Annotated in this window: 16 protein-coding genes and 1 pseudogene; 7 read left to right on the top strand and 10 right to left on the bottom strand. The window is 70.0% G+C overall.

Features of this window, described 5'->3' with window-relative positions; genetic code table 11:
* The first annotated feature begins 4 nt into the window (after positions 1 to 4).
* The gene (locus HEB94_RS30250; protein WP_192753026.1) at positions 5 to 1,564 is read left to right on the top strand and encodes a glucoamylase family protein; all 1,560 of its coding nucleotides are present in this window, start codon (positions 5 to 7) and stop codon (positions 1,562 to 1,564) included.
* Between the two features lie 42 nt (positions 1,565 to 1,606).
* On the opposite strand, the pseudogene HEB94_RS30245 reads toward HEB94_RS30250, so the two are convergent.
* The 4 genes and pseudogenes from HEB94_RS30245 to HEB94_RS30230 all read right to left on the bottom strand — a co-directional run.
* Positions 1,607 to 2,668 (bottom strand): annotated as a pseudogene (locus tag HEB94_RS30245) (RNA polymerase sigma factor); the annotation flags it as partial.
* Between the two features lie 290 nt (positions 2,669 to 2,958).
* Positions 2,959 to 4,533, bottom strand: coding sequence for an RNA polymerase sigma factor (locus HEB94_RS30240; protein WP_192753024.1), 1,575 nt, complete (start codon positions 4,531 to 4,533; stop codon positions 2,959 to 2,961).
* A 214-nt stretch (positions 4,534 to 4,747) separates the two neighbouring features.
* Entirely contained in the window at positions 4,748 to 5,317 is a 570-nt protein-coding gene (locus HEB94_RS30235; protein WP_192753023.1) for an HhH-GPD-type base excision DNA repair protein, read from the bottom strand.
* A 108-nt stretch (positions 5,318 to 5,425) separates the two neighbouring features.
* Positions 5,426 to 5,821, bottom strand: coding sequence for a universal stress protein (locus HEB94_RS30230; RefSeq protein WP_192753022.1), 396 nt, complete (start codon positions 5,819 to 5,821; stop codon positions 5,426 to 5,428).
* A gap of 265 nt (positions 5,822 to 6,086) precedes the next feature.
* Here HEB94_RS30230 and HEB94_RS30225 point away from each other — a divergent pair, with 265 nt between their 5' ends.
* Complete coding sequence (locus tag HEB94_RS30225; RefSeq protein WP_192753021.1) at positions 6,087 to 6,608, top strand: hypothetical protein; 522 nt, start codon at positions 6,087 to 6,089, stop codon at positions 6,606 to 6,608.
* Between the two features lie 169 nt (positions 6,609 to 6,777).
* Here HEB94_RS30225 and HEB94_RS30220 read toward each other — a convergent pair whose 3' ends face one another.
* From HEB94_RS30220 to HEB94_RS30210, 3 genes are all read right to left on the bottom strand, one after another.
* Positions 6,778 to 7,089 (bottom strand): WhiB family transcriptional regulator, encoded by a 312-nt coding sequence (locus tag HEB94_RS30220; RefSeq protein WP_192753020.1) that lies wholly within the window; start codon positions 7,087 to 7,089, stop codon positions 6,778 to 6,780.
* A 102-nt stretch (positions 7,090 to 7,191) separates the two neighbouring features.
* A complete protein-coding gene (locus HEB94_RS30215; protein WP_192753019.1) occupies positions 7,192 to 8,670 on the bottom strand; it encodes a glutamate-cysteine ligase family protein in 1,479 nt (492 codons plus the stop codon).
* Positions 8,671 to 8,811: 141 nt separating this feature from the next.
* The gene (locus HEB94_RS30210; RefSeq protein ID WP_192753018.1) at positions 8,812 to 9,858 is read right to left on the bottom strand and encodes a DUF4192 domain-containing protein; all 1,047 of its coding nucleotides are present in this window, start codon (positions 9,856 to 9,858) and stop codon (positions 8,812 to 8,814) included.
* A 147-nt stretch (positions 9,859 to 10,005) separates the two neighbouring features.
* Here HEB94_RS30210 and HEB94_RS30205 point away from each other — a divergent pair, with 147 nt between their 5' ends.
* Positions 10,006 to 11,463, top strand: coding sequence for a DNA polymerase IV (locus HEB94_RS30205; RefSeq protein ID WP_192753017.1), 1,458 nt, complete (start codon positions 10,006 to 10,008; stop codon positions 11,461 to 11,463).
* A gap of 73 nt (positions 11,464 to 11,536) precedes the next feature.
* Here the strand turns inward: HEB94_RS30205 and HEB94_RS30200 are convergent, their stop codons facing one another.
* From HEB94_RS30200 to HEB94_RS30190, 3 genes are all read right to left on the bottom strand, one after another.
* Positions 11,537 to 12,499, bottom strand: a complete 963-nt coding sequence (locus HEB94_RS30200; RefSeq protein ID WP_192753016.1) for a hypothetical protein — start codon at positions 12,497 to 12,499, stop codon at positions 11,537 to 11,539.
* Entirely contained in the window at positions 12,469 to 13,008 is a 540-nt protein-coding gene (locus HEB94_RS30195) for a hypothetical protein (protein WP_192753015.1), read from the bottom strand. Before HEB94_RS30195 ends, HEB94_RS30200 begins: the two co-directional genes overlap by 31 nt.
* Before the next feature lie 255 nt (positions 13,009 to 13,263).
* Complete coding sequence (locus HEB94_RS30190; protein WP_192753014.1) at positions 13,264 to 13,911, bottom strand: hypothetical protein; 648 nt, start codon at positions 13,909 to 13,911, stop codon at positions 13,264 to 13,266.
* Positions 13,912 to 14,102: 191 nt separating this feature from the next.
* Between HEB94_RS30190 and HEB94_RS30185 the strand changes: the two genes are divergently transcribed.
* The 4 genes from HEB94_RS30185 to HEB94_RS30170 all read left to right on the top strand — a co-directional run bounded on the left by HEB94_RS30185 (position 14,103) and on the right by HEB94_RS30170 (position 17,434).
* Positions 14,103 to 14,672, top strand: coding sequence for a hypothetical protein (locus HEB94_RS30185; protein WP_192753013.1), 570 nt, complete (start codon positions 14,103 to 14,105; stop codon positions 14,670 to 14,672).
* Positions 14,673 to 14,815: 143 nt separating this feature from the next.
* Complete coding sequence (locus HEB94_RS30180; RefSeq protein WP_192753012.1) at positions 14,816 to 15,097, top strand: acylphosphatase; 282 nt, start codon at positions 14,816 to 14,818, stop codon at positions 15,095 to 15,097.
* A 133-nt stretch (positions 15,098 to 15,230) separates the two neighbouring features.
* Positions 15,231 to 15,911 (top strand): response regulator, encoded by a 681-nt coding sequence (locus tag HEB94_RS30175; RefSeq protein ID WP_192753011.1) that lies wholly within the window; start codon positions 15,231 to 15,233, stop codon positions 15,909 to 15,911.
* A 14-nt stretch (positions 15,912 to 15,925) separates the two neighbouring features.
* The gene (locus tag HEB94_RS30170; RefSeq protein ID WP_192753010.1) at positions 15,926 to 17,434 is read left to right on the top strand and encodes a sensor histidine kinase; all 1,509 of its coding nucleotides are present in this window, start codon (positions 15,926 to 15,928) and stop codon (positions 17,432 to 17,434) included.
* Positions 17,435 to 17,584: the final 150 nt, after the last annotated feature.

Below are 17,584 nucleotides of genomic sequence, written 5' to 3'. Positions count from 1 at the left end.
GCCCATGCTCCGCTGGAAGCGCTCCGCCATCGCTCTCGTCCTCGCGGCGTCCAGCCTCGCCGCCACCCCGGCACTCGCCGCCGGCGCGGTCGAAGCCCAGCCGAAGGCTTCGGTCCCATCTGACCGGGATGTCCTGATGCGGTACGCCCGTGACACCTGGACCTCCTTCGAGGCGATGGTCGACCCCGCCACCGGATTCCCGGCCGACAACATCGGCGGCGACCTGTCCCCCGCCACCCGCAGCGGCTACACCTCACCGACGAACATCGGCGGCTACCTCTGGAGCACCGTCGCCGCCCGTGACCTCGGGATCATCCCGGCCGCGGAGGCCGACCAACGGGTCGAGCGGACCCTGCGCGGCCTCGCCCGGCTGGACGTCCATGAGGCCTCGGGCATGTTCTACAACTGGTACGACCCGAAGACGGGTGCCGTCCTGCGTACCTGGCCCGAGGACAACTCCGTCGTCCATCCCTTCCTGTCCTCGGTCGACAACGGCTGGCTCGCGGCGGCCCTCCTCGTGGTCCGGTCGGCGATGCCGGCCCGGTCCCACGCGGCGCAGACCCTGCTGGACCGGATGGACTTCGGCTTCTTCTACAACCCGACCGCCCGCGGCGAGGACTTCCCCGCCGGCCTCCTGCGTGGCGGGTTCTGGGACGAGGAGCCACCCGGCTGCTCGGTCGTCGACAACTACCGCGACCGCGGACCCGACGTCTGGTACACCTGCAACCACTACGACATCCTCAACACCGAGCCGCGTATCGCCAGCTACATCGGCATCGCCCTCGGCCAGATCCCCGCCCGGCACTACTTCGCGCCCTACCGCACCTTCCCCGCCAGCTGCGACTGGTCCTGGCTGGAGCAGCGGCCGATCGGCTTCGACGCGACCTACCTCGGCGTGCCGGTGTTCGAGGGCGCGTTCCAGTACCGCGGGTCGAGGTTCGTCCCGAGCTGGGGCGGCGACATGTTCGAGGCACTGATGCCGGCGATGTTCGTTCCCGAGGAACGCTGGGGTCCGCGCAGTTGGGGGCTCAACCACCCGGCGTATGTGCAGGGCCAGATCGAACACGGCCTGCGGGACGCGGAGTACGGCTACTGGGGCTTCTCCCCCGCGAGCGACCCCCGCGGGGGCTACGGCGTGTGGGGCGTCGACGCCATGGGTATGGACCCGGCCGGCTACCCGTCCGACCTCGAGGGAACCAACGTCGACCAGGGCTACGACGGCTGTCGGTCCGCCCAGCCGGCCCCGACCTACGGGGACGGCGTGGTCACCCCGCACGCGGCGTTCCTCGCCCTGCCGTTCGCACGGCAGGCGGCGATCGACAACCTGACCAGGCTCGAGCAGAACCTGGACTCCTACGGCCCAGGCGGTTTCTACGATGCCGTCGCGGTCCGAAGCGGTACGGTCGCTCGGCGCTACCTCGCACTCGACCAGGCGATGGTGCTCGGCCCGATCGGCAACGCCCTGCGGCACGACGCTCTCCGCACCTACTTCACCCGCGGCGAGGTCACCCGCGCGATCAGGCCGCTGCTGGCGCGCGAGCGGTTCAACGCGTCGCCGCGGTGAGCCCTGGCCACCGCCGCCAGGCCGGGAGTCCCGGCCGCCCGCTCAGGTGAGGTCGAGGTAGTCGCGCAGCACCTGCGAACGGCTCGGGTGGCGAAGCTTGCTCATCGTCTTGCTCTCGATCTGGCGGATCCGCTCACGGGTCACGCCGTAGACCTTCCCGATCTCGTCCAGCGTCTTCGGCTGCCCGTCGGTCAGCCCGAACCGGAGGGACACGACGCCGGCCTCGCGTTCGCTGAGCGTCTCCAGTACGGAGTAGACCTGCTCCTGCAGGAGCCGGAAGGCCACCGCGTCGGCCGGTACGACGGCCTCGGTGTCCTCGATCAGGTCGCCGAACTCCGACCCGCCGTCGTCCCCGAGCGGGGTGTGCAGGCTGATCGGCTCCCGGCCGTACTTCTGGACCTCGACGACCTTCTCCGGGGTCATGTCGAGTTCCTTGGCCAGCTCCTCCGGAGTGGGCGCGCGACCGAGGTCCTGCAGCATCTGCCGCTGCATCCGGGCCAGCTTGTTGATCACCTCGACCATGTGCACCGGGATACGGATCGTCCGCGCCTGGTCGGCCATCGCCCGGGTGATCGCCTGTCGGATCCACCACGTGGCGTACGTCGAGAACTTGTAGCCCTTGGTGTAGTCGAACTTCTCCACCGCACGGATCAGACCCAGGTTGCCCTCCTGGATCAGGTCCAGGAAGCCCATCCCGCGGCCCGTGTAACGCTTCGCCAGCGACACCACCAGCCGGAGGTTCGCCTCCAACAGGTGGTCCTTCGCCTTGTGGCCGTCCTCGGCCAACCACTCGAACTCGCCCACCACCTGCACCGACAGCGCGTCGGCGCCGGCGGAGAGCTTCTCCTCCGCGAACAGGCCGGCCTCGATCCGCTTGGCCAGCTCGACCTCCTGCTCGGCGTTCAGCAGGGGGACCTTGCCGATCAGCTTGAGATAGTCCTTCACCGGGTCAGCCGTCGCACCCGCCACCAGGACCTGCTGCTCGGGCTCGTCCGCGTCGTCCTCCTCGGAGAGGACGAAGCCCTCCTCCTGCGGCTCCTGCGGCTCCTTCGCGTCGGCCGACCGCACTGGCGCCTCCGACTTCTTCTGGGCCGCCTTGGTCGCCTCCGACGACCTCCCGGCCCCGGACGGCTGCGCCACCGCCGATGCCTGGGACACCCCGATGCTGCTCCTAGCGACCACGGACTTCTCCTTCAGGTCGAGCCGACACCCAGGTGGGCGTCAGCGCGCGGACTGACCGAAATGCGAGGGTGGCCAGCAAAGCCAAAAACCCCGTACTCCGGTCGAGGAGTACGGGGCGCACATGCGTCAAGCAATCGAAATGGTACCTGCTCCTGCGGTTCCGGCGAAAATGGCTGGGACCCGTACCACGGTCGGTACGGGTCCCCTCACGATCAGTCGAGGTAGTCGCGCAGCACCTGCGAACGACTCGGGTGGCGAAGCTTGCTCATCGTCTTGCTCTCGATCTGGCGGATCCGCTCACGGGTCACGCCGTAGACCTTCCCGATCTCGTCCAGCGTCTTCGGCTGCCCGTCGGTCAGCCCGAACCGCATCGAGACCACGCCGGCCTCGCGCTCGGACAGGGTGTCGAGGACCGCGTGGAGCTGCTCCTGCAGGAGGGTGAACGACACCGCATCGGCCGGGACGATCGCCTCGGAGTCCTCGATCAGGTCACCGAACTCGCTGTCGCCGTCCTCACCCAACGGGGTGTGCAGGCTGATCGGCTCCCGGCCGTACTTCTGGACCTCGATGACCTTCTCCGGGGTCATGTCGAGTTCCTTGGCCAGCTCCTCCGGAGTGGGTTCCCGGCCGAGGTCCTGCAGCATCTGCCGCTGGACCCGGGCGAGCTTGTTGATCACCTCGACCATGTGCACCGGGATACGGATGGTGCGTGCCTGGTCGGCCATCGCCCGGGTGATCGCCTGCCGGATCCACCACGTGGCGTACGTCGAGAACTTGTAGCCCTTGGTGTAGTCGAACTTCTCCACCGCGCGGATCAGACCCAGGTTGCCTTCCTGGATCAGGTCCAGGAAGAGCATGCCGCGGCCGGTGTAACGCTTCGCCAGCGACACGACCAGTCGGAGGTTCGCCTCCAGCAGGTGGTTCTTCGCCTTGTGGCCGTCTTCAGCGATCCACTCGAACTCGGTCAGGAGTTCGGCCAGGGGTGGGCCCGACTCCGCGGCGAGCTTCTCCTCCGCGAACAGGCCGGCCTCGATCCGCTTGGCCAGCTCGACCTCCTGCTCGGCGTTCAGCAGGGGGACCTTGCCGATCTGCTTGAGGTAGTCCTTCACCGGGTCGGCGGTCGCACCCGCTACCAGGACCTGCTGCTCGGGCTCGTCCGCGTCGTCACCCTCGGAGAGGACGAAGCCCTCTTCCTCGAGCTCCGCGGTGAGATCGACGTCGATCTCGCCCTCGCCCTCGGGGTCACCGTCGTCGGACTTCCCCGTGCCCGCCTTCTTCACCTTGGCGCCGGCGGCGGCCTTCTTGGCGCCCTTCGCGCCGGCGCGCTTGGCGGCCGGCTTGACGGGGGCGACCGAGGTCTCGTCGGCCTCGACGGCGACTTCGACCCCTGCCTCGGCCAGTCGGGGAGACGTCTCGCCCAGGGCCTCTGTCGGCCGGGCGATCTTCGGCCCGGATGACCCGTCCTGGACGGTACGAGACGTCGGGGCGGCACTTGGCCGCTTCGCGGGGGGTGCGGCGTTTTGGGTCACCGCGGCGGCGCGGCGCGAGGCAGCGGCCGCGACCCGCTTGCGGGTGGTCTGAGTTGTGGAGTCGACCGACACGGTCACACCTTCCTCACCGAGGTACCGCAGCAGATTCGCCCACTGGGTCTTGTCGATACCGACTTCCTCACACGCGCCGCGCACCTCCTCGGCGGTGACGTGCCCGCGCTCGCGACCTTGGTCGACGAGTCGCTGGACTTCCGGGCTGTCAAGAAGTGGGGCATACCGGGACGTGCGGGACGACACGACCTTCCTCTCGTCGTACCAGTGGTGAGAGTGACCGGGACACCGGGCATTTTCGCAAGAGCACATTCTGACACGTTCCCGGCCAGACGCACGCATGGCACCTGGTTGGTTCGGTCAGAATGACGTTGCGGCACGAGTGCGCCTCACGCGGTCGGGCCCGGATGCTCGATGTTCCAGCATACGTCGGTCTCCAAATGCCTGCTTTACCGCTATCTCAACGCCCGGCCTTCGCCGAGCGCTTCTGCTCTTGCTTGTATGCCCGCACCTTCGCAAGCGAATCCGCGTCAACGACATCTGCCACACTGCGGAAGACGCCCTCCTCGCCGTAGCCGTCCGCCGCCTGCGCCCAGCCCGTCGGCCGGACACCCAGCTGCTTGCCCAGCAGTGCCAGGAAGATCGTCACCTTGGTCGGCCCGAAGCCCGGTAGGTTCAGCAGGCGGGCCGAGAGCTCCTTCGCGGAGTCGACCCTCCAGATCCGGGCGGCGTCGCCGTCGTACTCCTCGACCACGTAGCGGGCCAGCGCCTGCAGCCTCGCCGCCATCGATCCGGGGAACCGGTGCACGGCCGGCGGGCCGGCGCACAGCGCCGCGAAGTCCTCCGGGTCGTACGCCGCGACCTCGGCCGGGTCGAACGAGCCACCGAGTCGGGTGGCGAGCAGATGAGGGCCCGCGAACGCGCGCTCCATCGGGAACTGCTGGTCCAACAACATGCCGGCCAGCAGCGCGAACGGGTTGTTCTCGAGTTCGGCGTCGGCAGCCGCGTCACCGGTGATCGTGATGGCCATCTCGTTGTCCTCGCTTGTCGCCTTGGCCCGGGGTAGCCCGAGCCGGCACGGCGGCCCACTCCGCCTGCGGGTGTCACCCCACCCGCTGAGGGTAGTGGGCGAGGAGGCTCATCCGCTTGCTTCGGCCTTGACCGCCAGGACCGGGCAGGAGGCGTCCAGCAGGACCCGCTGCGCGTTGCTGCCGAGGATCAGCTTCCCGACCGGTGAGCGCTTGCGCAGCCCGATCACGATGAAGTCGGCGTCGACTTCCTCCGCGGTCGAGATGAGGTCCTCGGCGGGGTCGCCGCCCGCACCGGGCTCGCGCACGTCGGACGCGAGGCCCTCGGCGTCGAGTTCGGCCCGCACGGCGGCCAACGCCTCATCGGCGGCGGGGGTCGTGTCGGTCGAACTCTGTGCGTTGACCACCACCAACCTGGCTCTTCGAAGCTTCGCCTCGGTGGCGGCACGCTGGAGGGCGGCGCGGCCCTCTGGCTTGTCGACGTAACCGACGACAATCGCCGTCATCGATGCACCTCCAAGGACCAGAAGCTGAGCAGGACCTGGGGCCGGACGCTACTACACGTTGGGCTGTGGATGACGACCACCGAGGATCTTGCGCCCCCGGCAGGGTGCTGCCATGACGCCGCAAGTGCCCCACCAGCCCGGTCAAGACCCTGTGTCGCCCTGCCAGGCCCCACACTCCGCGCCCCCTCAGCCCAGCCTGAGCCCGCCGCCAGAGCCACCACCGCCGACCGAGCCACCTGGTGCCGTGGGGCCGCATCCGAGGCTGGTGAGGCAACTCACGGCGTCGGTGTGGATCCTGCGCGCCCAGACGCGCCGGCGGGTGTTCCCCGCGGCGGCGCGGGTCCTGCTCCTCGGCCCGGACGGCGCCCCGGCCGGGGATCCGTCCCCCGACCTGCTCACAGCGGCGACCGGTGAACCCGACCACGCGCTGCGGGTCGACCTCGCCCTCGCGGGGTTGGACCGGCTGCTTGCGGTGGCCGGCACCGGTTCGAGATCGATGGGAACCGGGCTGACCGACGAGCAGGCGGGGTACTGGCTGGCGACACTCCTGGTGGTGCGTCCCGACCCACTCGAGTGCGTGGACGGCGACCTGGCCTGGTGGCGCGCCTGGCTGGTGGCGTGCGGCATCACGGGTGTGCGGCCTGCTCCGGTGTACGTCGCCACCCGCACCGGTTGGCTCGACGTGCCCGCCGCCACGCGCCCGATCGTCGTACCCCGACTCCGGCCCCCACAGCCGCGGCGCCGCCAGCCGCGCGACCACGCACGCGGCGACGGCTCCGCGACGTGAGAGGTTCGGATCTGATACGGGAATCGACAGGGAACGAGCCGGGTCGTGCGGGCCGGGTCGTGCGGGCTGGACGTGCGGCCGGCTCGAACCTGCCCCGGACCTGGGGCCCGGACCTGAGGCCCGGACCGGGCCCGGACGTGGGCGCGGTCGCACGCAGGTCAGGCGCGAGTCAGGCGGACTCGCGTACGGCCGAGGCTCGTCGGGCGGCGGATCGACTGGATTCGGTGGTGCCTCCCCAGACGCCATAGGTTTCGGGGCGCCGCTGGGCATGGCTTCGGCACTCGACACGGACCGGACACCGGCCACAGATCTCGAGTGCGCGCTTCTCGCGTACGAGACGTTGGGGAAGCTTCTCCCCCTCCGGCCCGTAGAAAAGTTCGGACGGCTCGCCACGGCAGGCCGCGAGCTCGTGCCAGTCTCGGAAGGACTCGAATACGACGGCGCGACGGCCGCCAGGGATGGCGAAACGCTGGTTGGGCATGATCAACCCCCTCTCAATATTTGTGACGTCTCACAACACTCAACGGTTGCGTCTCATCGAAAATCGGGCGCAACTAGGTGTGCGCCACAAGTGACCGGAGGGTCAGTCGATCGGCCAGGTATGGACGGGCGCGTTGGTGGCCATGTGCTCGACATAGCGAGCCGTGACGCCGCGAAGCGCGTCGAGGCGGGAGAGGCCACTGTCGTCGTACAGCCGGTGGAAGACCGTGGACTGCCAGACCGCGCCGTTCAGGCCCGAGAGGCAGCGTTGCTCGATGACACCCAGGAGGCGATCCCGCTGGGTGGGGTCGACGCCCCAGTCGTCGAGCCCTTCGTGGGCCAGGGGGATGAGCTTGCGGAGCGCGAGTTCGGCTGCCTGGATCCATCCGGAGCCGGGCCAGTACTGCTCCGCCACGATGCCGTGCCGTGCACCGCGCAGGAAGTTTTCCGTGGCCGCGTCGAACGACATCCGCGACCACAACGGCCGTTCGTCCACGGCCAGGCGGCGCACGAGTCCGAAGTAGAACGCGGCGTTGGCAAGGGTGTCGACGACCGTCGGGCCGGCTGGCAGCACGCGGTTTTCGATCCGCAGATGCGGCCGGTCGTCCACGACGTCGTAGACAGGGCGGTTCCAGCGGTAGATGGTGCCGTTGTGCAGGCACAACTCCTCGAGGCTCGGCGTGCCGCCCTGGGTGAGCACCTCCAGCGGATCGTCGTCCCCGCACACCGGCAGCAGCGGTGAGAAGTATCGCTGGTTCTCGTCGAAGAGGTCGGTCACGGAGTTGATCCAGCGCTCCCCGAACCACACGCGAGGTCGCACACCCTGTTCGGCGAGTTCGGCGCACCGCGTGTCGATGGCCTGTTCGAAGAGCTTGATCCTCGTCTCACGCCACAGCTCGCGCCCGAACAGGAAAGGAGAGTTGGCGCAGATCGCGACCTGCGGCCCGGCGATCGCCTGCGCGGCGTTCCAGTAGGGGGCGAAGCCGTCCTCGCTCACCTCGACGTGCAACTGCGTGCTCGTGCAGGCGGACTCCGGCGTCACCGAGTCGGTGGTGAGCTCGAGTTTCTCGACACCCTCGATGGCGATCCGGATGTCCTCCCCGCGCTGGGCGATGATCTGCTCGTTCAGCAGTTGGTAGCGGGTCTTCGGCGAAAGCGTCTCCGCGGTCACGTGCTCGGCGGTCACGGTCGGCAGTATCCCGATCATCACGAGACGTGTACCGAGCTCCCGCGCCTTCGCGTCGGCCGCGTTGAGCCGGGCGCGTAGATCGTCCTCGAAGTCCTTGAGCGCCCCGTCGCGCAGCAGGCGGGGCTCGACGTTGATCTCGATGTTGTAGCGCGCGAGCTCGGTCTGGAACGCCTCGTCGCCGATCGCCGCGAGCACCTCACCGTTGGTGAGCGAGGGGTCGCTGCGCCCGTCGACGAGGTTGAACTCGATCTCGAACCCTGTGAAGGGTCGCCGAGCGTCGAACCTGGACTCGTCCCGCATCTGCTGGAACGCCTCCGCGCAGCTCCGCAACGCGTCACGGAACCGAGTTCGATCTTCGCGGCTGAAGCTCCGGGGCTTGATGTCCTGACCCATCGCGCTCCTCCCCACGGGTCCTGCTGGGAGCGTCGCATCGAAACCCATCTGTCGCCAAGGGGCGGCCGACCTGGGCGTGGTCCGATTCCAGCGGATATCGGGGCGAGACGCAAACAGCGGACCCACCCGACCAGTGCACACTCAGCACGCCTGGTGTGGCGGCGTCCACACCTCGGGCGGGACTCCGCGCAGGAGCAGGTCCTCGATGAGGCGAGCCATCGTGTATCCCGGATCGCTCGCGTGCGCGCGCTCGAGTGCGCAGCGGGCGAGGGCGCCCTTGCCGTGGAGCCAGGCGGCGAAGGCCAGCAGGGCCGCGGGCGCGACGTCGTAGGGCGCGACCACCCGTCGCACCACCTCCGTCCAGAAGGCCACGTGCGCAGGGGCGGATGCGGCCGTCATGGAGCTCCAGACCTCGTCGCGGACCGCCACATCCGCGACATGGACCGCGACCCGGGCGATCTCCTCGTCGGAAGCCCTGTGACCGCCCGGTCGATGTGCCCGCAGCAGCTCACCGACGAAGGCGGCGCGGGACTGGACGACGGCCACCTCCGAGTCGGGGCCGAGCGCGGCAGCCCGCACGCCACCTTCCACGCGGTCGCTCGCCCCCTCGGGGGAGACCTCGGCCTCGACCCGACGGATGGTCGCCTCCATCGCCGCCCGCGCGGGTCCAGAGGGCGCGGCGAGGGACCCACGGAGGGCCTCCTGGTCGGCGAGGGCCACCTCGCCGCCGTAGATCGACCTGGCGGTCACCGGGTGCCGGCTCAGGTCGTAGGGACGCCCCTCCGGCGGGCAGCACGTGAGGTCCGCACACACGTCGGACCACCAGCGCCGCCCGTCGGCGACGAGCGCGTCGAGCACCGAGATGCCGGCGTCCCCGAACGACGCCAGGACCGTCCGCAGGATCGGCGTGGCATCCTCCCGGCACGCGGTGTAGGCCACCAGCACGCAGTAGCAGGTGCTGCGGGCGCACAGGAGGCTGACCAGCCGGCGTGTCATGTCGGCGACCGCGTCTCCGTCGGTCGAGGCGGGCAGGTCGATCCTGGTGGCGAACTTCAGCTGCCGGGCGTCGCCGAAGGCCAGCGCCACCAGGCTCTCCGTCGGATGGAACCCGATCAGGAACGGGACCTTGGCCAGAACGTCGTCGGGCGCACGCAGTGTGACGCGGTCGGTGCTCGTTGGTGTGCTCATGCCGTCGAGCGTGTCAGCCGCCCGGGCGGCCGGCCCCTGACCGAGGCCGCCCTGGGGACAAAGCCGCCGTCGCGTCGGTTGTGGACGAAAAGCTGGCAACCGGCCGGGCCCACGCGGCCTGTCCCCCGTCGTTGCGAGGATGTTCCGGTGCGCAGGGAACCGAGCATCATCCACCTGGACCTCGACGCGTTCTTCGCGGCCGTCGAGCAGCGTGACAAGCCCTCCTTGCGCGGCAAGCCCGTGATCGTCGGCGGGGTGGGCGTGCGAGGCGTCGTCGCGACGGCGTCCTACGAGGCGAGAAAGTTCGGCGTGCGATCGGCGATGCGGACCGCCGAGGCTCGGGCGCGCTGCCCGCACGCCGCCTACCTGTCCGGACGGTTCGCGGCCTACCGCATGACCAGCCGAGCCGTGATGGCGACCCTTCGCGAGCTCTCCCCCCTGGTCGAACCCGTCTCGTTCGACGAGGCCTACGTCGACCTCGCCGCCGGTCCCTCCGCCGACCTCTCCCCCGCGGCGATCGAACGGCGGGCCCACGAGCTCAAGGAACGCGTCCGGTCGGTCACCGGTGGCCTGACCGCCTCGGTCGGGGCGGGCACGTCCAAGCTCGTCGCGAAGATCGCGAGCGACCTCCGCAAGCCCGACGGCCTGCTCGTCGTGGCGGCCGGCACCGAAGCCGACCTGCTACACCCCATGCCGGTGTCTCGGATCCCCGGTGTCGGACCCGCCACGGGCGAGCGTCTCCGACGGGTCGGCATCCACACGGTCGGAGAGCTGGCCAGGGCGGCCGAGAGCGATCTCGTCGCGGCCCTCGGGCAGGCGCACGGCCACTCTCTTGCCCGCCTGGCCCGGGCCGAGGACGACCGCGAGGTCGTACCTCTTCGGGAGTCGAAGTCGGTGAGCGCCGAGGACACCTTCGAGCGGGACATCGTCGACCCGGCCCTGCTCACGGCCCACGTCGACCGTCTCGCCACCAGAGTCTGCGAACGCCTGATCCGCGAGCGCCTGTCCGGGCGGACCGTCACGGTGAAGATCCGCCTGTTCGACTTCACCACCTACACCCGGTCGGCGACCCTCGCCGGCCCCACCGACGACGTTCGCGTCGTCCTCCGACTCGCTCGCCGCCTCCTCACCGAGGTCGACACGTCCGCGGGTGTCCGGTTGCTCGGCGTCGGGGTCTCCGGCCTGGCCGACTGGGTGCAGGAAGACCTGTTCGCGTCCGGCATGGGCGAGGAGGCGACGGACGCCAAGGACTCCAAGGACGCCGTGGAGGCCGAGAACGCCGAGGGCGACCGCGGAGCGACGACGTTCCAAAGCACCGAAACAGCCGCGTCACCGATCCAGGAGGTCGAGCCGCCACGACGTTGGTCGCCCGGCCAGGACGTCGCGCACACCGACTACGGCCGCGGCTGGGTGTGGGGGGCGGGTCAACGCCGGGTGACGGTTCGGTTCGAGACCGCCGAGACACCACCGGGCCCCGTCCGCACCTTCGCCAGCGACGATCCCGACCTCGCGCCCTACACGCCGTTGACGTGGCCGGCGTATGGGGAGGAGCCGAACGACGGTCTCGCGGATCCCGCGCCTCGGCGCCGGCCTCCCTACCTCTGACCGTCCCGACCGACACGCGAGGGCCCCGGAACCGCTCGCGCACGTCCGGGGCCCTCGGTGTCGTTGTCCGTCGTCACTTGCGCGACAGCACGTCCGTCTTCTCCACCACGTTGACCTGGGCGTCTTCCCCGCGGTCCACGGTGACGTCGAAGTTGCCTCCACCCGAAACAGGCACCGTCTCCCCGGTCACCTGGAAGGTGCCGGTCCACTGGACGGCGAGTTGGACGGTGTAACCACCGGTCGCCGCGTAGGAGTGCGTGAGGTACTCGTCGTCGTTGGTCGATCCGGAGTACGGCTTGCCGGGCTTGTCGGTGTGGGTTTGCTCGCTGCCGTCGCCCCACGTCCAGACGTATCCGGTGACATGACCCTCCACACGCACCTGACGGCCGGTACCGTCGGGCACCTCACGCACCGCCTCGTAGGTGGTGTCGCCGTCGGCGTAGAAGATCGTCGGGAAGTCGATCAGTGTGCTACCGGTTCCAGGGCTGACCCCGGCGTTCGAAGCCGGCAGCCAGCCATCGACCAGCCAGTCCTCCACCTGCGCGGCCGTCACGGGCGGCGGAGCGGGCGGGTCCTCCGGGTCGTCGGCGCCCGAGCAGCGCGTGGCGACGAGCTCCCACGGGCCGTTCTGCTCCCACTGGATGTAGTAACGCATCATGATGCCCTCTTGACCCTGGGCCTGGCATGCCATCGAGGCGTTGCCGCACATCGCGTTGGGGTCGTTGGGCGGCGGGCCGTTCGACAGGCACGCGGGAGTCGCGTAGGTGTCGTACGGAACCCGCTGCGGCGGGTTGGGGTTGTCCGGGCCACCAGGTCCGCGTGGACCCTGCGGGCCGCGTGGACCGCCGGGGCCGTCGTCTCCGCCGCCACACTCCCACTTGCCGCCGTCACCGATCTTGCACTCGGCGAGGGCGGTCCCGACCACTCCTGGCCCTCCGAAGAGCAGCAGACCCAGGACGAGCAACGCTCCCGACAGCGCGCCGGTGACGCGTCTCCGGCGACCGCTCAGTTGACGACGAGGTCCTTGACTTTCCACTGCCCGTTCCCCTTCGCGAGTGTGAAGTCAAACAACAGGGTCCGACCCTCTTCGGGCTCGGGCGAAGCGCCACGCTTCGAGATCACCTTGTGTGGTTTCACCTTGATGTAGACCGAGATGCTCACCGGATCGGTGCCGTTCGGCTTGCCCAGCTCGTCGATATGCCATGAGGCGTCGCCCTCGTAGGACCCGCCGTTGGCGTAGAAGGTCTTCATCGAGGTGGCGGTTTGCGAGCAGAACGCGCAGTTGGGCCCGCTCAGCGCGGCCATCTGGTCGACGTCGCCCTTGGTCAGGGCCCGGTTGGCGGCCTCGACGTACTGGTGAACGAAGGCGGTCGGGTCCGACGAGGTGGCGGAGGGGGTCGGCGTCGGCGAAGCCGTGGTTGGTGTCGGAGAAGGCGTGGACGACTCCGAAGGGAGTCCGGACGGCTCCATCGCGTCACTGCCACATCCGACGAGAAGTGCCCCACCGGCGGCGACAGCCACCATTGCCGCGAGCACACGTCGCATCGACTACCTGCCCCATCGCCCGGAAAGTCCCGCGACAAGCCGTCGCGAACACGCCGGAAACGGTCGTTCGTGACAGCCCTCGCAAAGAGGTTCGGCGGCGACGGTAGCAGTCGGCGCGGACACCCTCCGAAGTCGCCGGAATGCGAGATCAACCGGCACGGTCCGTCGCGATCCCGTCGCGCAGGAGCACCCGTCAGGCGGGCGAAACGGCCTCGCGAGCACCGTCTCGCCGACGGACCCGACACGGCCCCAGGCTCAGGGCGCGAGAACCTCCGTCGACAGGGAGTTGCGGACCACCTTGATCACGGTCAGCTCACCACTCCACTCCCCCGACACGGCGGCCGCCCCGTCCAGGACGTGATCGAAGGTGAACCCAGTGAACCACCGCTGCCGGGCCTCTCCGGAGCGCTGCGCCAGCGCGCCCGGGCGGAGGAAGTGGTCGCACAGATAGCTCAGCCAGTGCGCGGTCTCCTCAGGCGGCAGCCCGTTGCCGCCCGCCACGTCGGCCACTGGTACCAGCGCGCGGCCGGTGTCACCGGGCGCCCACGGGCACCACAGGCCAGGCTGGCCGTCGGCGGGCTCGCTGTAGCGCGCCAGGTCGAGCGCTGGGTCGAGGCACTCCGCGAGGGGGTTGTCGGGCACGACGTAGGGGCCATCGGTTCGGCGCCAGCGACGACTCTCGGCGAACGCGGCGAGATACTCGAACTCCGCCCGGCCAAGCGGCGGGTCGATCCGAAACCGTCCCACCGACCGGAAGCGCTCCACGTCGCGCGCCGCCCCTCTCCTCGCGCCTGGCGCTGCCAGCCCCGCCCCGCTCCTGGCCGTCGCCTCAACGCGCTCCGACGCCTCGTTCGCCGCCGGCCCCTCCGTCGAAGCCCCCTTCGCCGCCTGTCCTTTCGCCATGTCGCTCCTTCTCCTCATGGCTCGATCGCGCCTCCCATCGCCGTTCGGCCCGGCGCCGCGGATCCCCCCGAACCAAGCCGGTGAACGCCGAGCATGCCCCATGATCGCCACGGTGTGATGTCGATCATCCACAGCGAGCTACCCGTGGACAACTCCGTCCATATCTTCGCCCGAGCGGGCACCCTGTTCCGATGACCCGTGCCGATCCGCCACCATCCGCTCACCCAGCGCATCCGTCGCCTCTTCGTCGAACGACGGCCCCACCAGCCGCCGGAACGGCGACCGCCCAGGCGACCGCGGGCGAACCACACCAACCACCCGCGACCCCACCGGCCAACACCGCCGCACCGCGGGACCCGGCGGTCCTGCTACGCCGGATCGGCCGCCATGTGCCGTTCGGACCCGACCGCGTCGTCGTCGGCGTCGTCCGGCTCTCCCGGAGCTACGTCGAGCACGCCGGTTGGTTCGACTCACCGCCCGGTGACGTACCGGAAGCCCAGGTCCGGAGTGCGGTTCGGGCCTGCCTGAGCCCACTTGCCCCGGCACGCGCCGGCATCCCCGCCACGCACGGTGTCGCGATGGTGCGCTGCCGACGTGGCCGGGTGGTCTGGCTGCCCTCCGACGAGGTGTGGTTGTCAGCGCTCGCCGAGGAGGCCGCCCGACACCGACTCGTCGTCGCCGAGATGTTCCTGGTCACCGAGCACGGTTGGCGCTGCGACATCGCCGCCGTCGCGGGGACCAGCCCGGCCATCGCCGCGTAGCCGCCGCCCGATGGCCCCTCGTCCGGCCGTCAGCCAGGTCCGGTGTCCGAACATCCGCGGTGTCCGGGAGGTGAGAAGGCCGTCCTCGTGTCGTTCCGGTGGGTCGGGTGTCGGCCCCGAGAGGGTCCGGGCAGGCTGGAGGCATGGCCAGCGACGTCATCCGGACCAGGGTCATCGTGCACGGCGCGGTGCAGGGCGTGTTCTTCCGGGACACCTGCCGCCGTGTCGCCGAGCAGGCCGGTGTCTCCGGTTGGGTCCGCAACCTTCCCGACGGCACGGTGGAGGCGGTGTTCGAGGGGCAACCCGACGCCGTTCACCAGATGGTCGAGTGGTGTCGCAGCGGGCCGCCCCTCGCGAACGTGGAGAAGGTCGAGGAACACACCGAAGTACCGGAGCGCATCAGGAAGTTCAAGATTCGTCGTTGAGGCGGTGTTTCGTCCTCTTTGCGGCGACTCCGGCAACCGCGACGCCGCTCGTCATCACCAAGGCCGTCACGACCGTGCCGAGGCGAGGCGTTGCGCTCAGCGTCCCTTCAGGTGCACAAGGCAAACTGATCCAGTGCGCATCCTTGTCGTGGACGACGACCAGGGGGTCCGTGACTCCCTGCGCCGGTCGCTGGTCTTCAACGGGTACGAAGTCGACCTCGCCGAGAACGGCGAGCAGGCTCTCCGCTGCGTGGCGGCCAGAAACCCCGATGCCGTGGTTCTCGACGTGATGATGCCGCGCCTGGACGGCATCGCGACGTGCCGAGCTCTCCGTGCGACCGGCAACGACGTACCCGTCCTCGTCCTCACCGCGCGCGACGCCGTGGCCGACCGGGTCGCCGGACTCGACGCCGGGGCCGACGACTATCTCAGCAAGCCCTTCGCCCTGGAGGAGTTGCTGGCCCGGCTGCGGGCTCTGCTGCGCCGTTCCACCCCTGGCGTCGACAGCTCGATCCTGTCCTACGCCGACCTCACACTCGATCCCACGACCCGGGAAGTACGCCGAGGCGACCGGCCGATCAGCCTGACTCGCACGGAGTTCTCGCTGCTCGAACTCTTCCTGCGGCATCCCCGACAGGTGCTCGAGCGCTCCCAGATCCTCGAGGAGGTCTGGGGCTTCGACTTCCCGACCTCCGCCAACTCCCTCGAGGTCTACGTCGGGTACCTGCGCCGCAAGACCGAGGCCAGTGACGAACCCCGGCTGCTCCACACCGTCCGCGGCGTCGGATACGTTCTTCGCGACACTCCACCGTGACCGACCCACCACTGATGACACTGCCCAACGCCGACGGCCCGACCCGAAACTCCGGCCCCAGCCACGAGCCCGGACCCATACCCGAGCCGGCCCCGGACTCCGGTCTGAGCCTCTTCCGCAACCTCAGCCTGCGGTCCCGCGTCGGACTGCTGGCGGCTTTCGGTGTCGGCATCATCGTCGTTTTGATATCGCTCGCGGCATACATCACGGTTCGGGCTTCCCTGCTGAACCAGGTCGACGCCAACCTGCTCGACCGCGCCCGCTCCGCGGCGGCCGGCCCGCTCGCCGTCCAGACCGAACTCGCCGGCATCCCGTCCGAGGCGCTCGGCGCCGCCGACATCCGGATCGCGCTGCTGCGCGCGGACGGCTACTACATCTCGCCGAGCGACCAGCGGGGCGACCCGATCGCACCACCGCTCGGTGCTCCCGAGCGCGAGGTCGCCCGCGGGGCGCTCGCACAGAGCGTGCGTACGTCGATCACCCACGACGGGACCTACCGCGTGGTGGCCGTGCCGGTGGCTCGGACGCAGGGTTACGCACTCGTTCTGAGCCAGTCCCAGGCGAGCACGCAGGACCTGCTCAACCGCCTGGGTTTCGTCCTGCTGATCGTCGGAGGCACCGGCATCGCCGTCGCGGCGTGGGCCGGAGTGGGCATCGCGCGTACCGGCCTGCGCCCGGTCCAGCGACTCACCGCGGGCGCCGAGCACGTCGCCCGCACCGGTGACCTGCGCCCCATTCCGGTCCAGGGCAACGACGAGCTCACCCGGCTCGCGCACGCCTTCAACGCGATGCTGTCGGCGCTGGCAGAGGCGCGCGCGAGAGAACGCCGGCTGATCGCTGACGCCGGACACGAACTCCGTACGCCCCTCACCAGCCTGCGCACCAATCTCGACCTCCTCGCCCAGAGCGAGGGGCGACCGGGACTGTCCCCGGAGGATCGGCTGGCGCTCCTGGAGGACGTCCGCGCCCAACTCGTCGAACTGTCCTCCCTCGTGGGCGATCTGGTCGAACTGTCCCGCGAGGATCCGCCGGCCGCCGCGCACATCCCCGTCGACCTCGCCGACGTCGTGAGCCACGCGGCCGAACGCGTACGCCGTCGCGCACCGAGTGTGCGGTTCGACGTGGAGGCACAGCCGTGGACGGTGTTCGGCGACGCGCCGGCCCTGGAGCGGGCCGTGACGAACCTGCTCGACAACGCCGCGAAGTGGAGTCCGCCCGGCGGCATCGTGTCGGTGAGCCTGCGGCATGGAGTGCTGTCGGTGGCCGACCAGGGCCCGGGGATCGCCGATGCGGACCTTCCTCACGTCTTCGAGCGGTTCTACCGTTCCACCGAGGCGCGAACCATGCCCGGTTCGGGTCTCGGGTTGTCGATCGTCAAGCAGGCCGCCGACCGGCATGGCGGCAGCGTCAGCGCCGGCCGGAATTCGCAGGGTGGCGCCCTGCTCACCCTCCGGTTGCCCGGTATGTCCAGCCCGGCGCCACCGGGACCGTCGGGGAGACCTCGCCCGGACGGAGCGCGCTGATCGCGCAGACCCCGCCGACACGGCCGTCGGTGTCGGCGGACGGCCCGCGGCGGCACCACGCCACAGTTCTCTCGGAGCGATCTCGACGAGTATGCCCGGTTTCTTCGGGGCCTCTGGGTCGGCTCTCAGACTGGTCTCAGCTACCCGGAC

It is taken from the genome of Actinopolymorpha pittospori (assembly GCF_014873875.1).
Taxonomy (GTDB): Bacteria; Actinomycetota; Actinomycetes; order Propionibacteriales; family Actinopolymorphaceae; genus Actinopolymorpha; species Actinopolymorpha pittospori.
Note: the sequence above shows the minus strand (reverse complement) of the source record. Positions and strands in the feature narration are given on the sequence as shown.